The 1,274-nt window shown below is 69.8% G+C and carries 2 protein-coding genes; both read left to right on the top strand.

What is annotated here, in order from left to right:
• The coding region (locus E6R60_RS36420) for a vitamin B12 dependent-methionine synthase activation domain-containing protein (protein WP_276614128.1) at positions 1–1,041 on the top strand (1,041 nt) is incomplete at its 5' end.
• Between the two features lie 76 nt (positions 1,042–1,117).
• Positions 1,118–1,274 (top strand): adenosylhomocysteinase (locus E6R60_RS36415; RefSeq protein WP_136331016.1); only part of this gene is annotated, 157 nt, incomplete at its 3' end.

Here is a 1,274-nt window from a genome sequence, read left to right as displayed (position 1 = left end):
GTCATCCTCGGCGGCGCCGCCCTCACCCGCGCCTACGTCGAACAGGACCTCCACGAGATCTACGAAGGCGAAGTCCGCTACGCCCGCGACGCCTTCGAAGGGCTGCGCCTCATGGACGCCCTCATCGCCGTCAAGCGGGGGGTGCCGGGTGCGGCTCTTCCCGAGCTGAAGCAGCGCCGGGTACCCAAGCGTGAGACGGCGGTGCTGGACGTCGAGGAGCCCCAGGACGGTGCCCGCTCGGACGTGTCGGTCACCAATCCGGTCCCGACGCCGCCGTTCTGGGGGAGCCGGGTCGTCAAGGGCATCCAGCTCAAGGAGTACGCCCCCTGGCTCGACGAGGGCGCCCTCTTCAAGGGCCAATGGGGCCTCAAGGAACCGCAGTTGATCGACACCGAGGCCCGGCCCCGGCTGCGGCACTGGCTCGGCCGGCTGCAGACCGGCCGACTTCTCGAAGCAGCCGTTGTCCACGGCTACTTTCCGTGCGTCTCCAAGGGCGACGACCTGATCATCCTCGACGAGGACGGCTCGGAGCGCACCCGCTTCACCTTCCCGCGCCAGCAACGCGGCCGCCGCCTGTGCCTCGCGGACTTCTTCCGCCCGGAGGAGTCCGGCGAGACCGACGTGGTCGGGCTCCAGGTCGTCACCGTCGGCTCGCGGATCGGCGGCGAGACCGCCCAACTGTTCGAGGCCAACGCCTATCGCGACTACCTGGAGCTGCACGGGCTGTCCGTCCAGCTGGCCGAGGCGCTCGCGGAGTACTGGCACGCCCGGGTCCGCACCGAACTGGGCATCGCGACAGCCGAGCCCGCCGCGCTGGACGGCATGTTCCGTACCGAGTACCAGGGCTGCCGCTACTCCCTGGGCTACCCCGCCTGCCCCGATCTGGAGGACCGCGCCAAGATCGCGGAGCTGCTCCGGCCCGAGCGGATCGGAGTCGTGCTGTCGGAGGAATTCCAGCTCCACCCCGAGCAGTCCACCGATGCGATCGTGCTGCACCACCCCGAGGCCGGTTACTTCAACGCCGGACGCCGCCGGGCCTGACCACAGCGGCACAGCGACCCCCGAGATCCACGGAACATCCGGAACATCCGGAACATCCAGAACCCAAGGAGTGCACATGCCCTCGCAGGCGCCCGCTGACTTCACGGACTTCAAGGTCGCCGACCTCTCCCTCGCGGCCTTCGGCCGCAAGGAGATCACCCTCGCCGAGCACGAGATGCCCGGCCTGATGTCGATCCGCAAGGAGTACGCCGCCGCGCAGCCGCTGGCCGGGG

The sequence above is a fragment of the Streptomyces sp. A0642 genome, from assembly GCF_004795105.1.
GTDB lineage: Bacteria > Actinomycetota > Actinomycetes > Streptomycetales > Streptomycetaceae > Streptomyces.
Note: the sequence above shows the minus strand (reverse complement) of the source record. Positions and strands in the feature narration are given on the sequence as shown.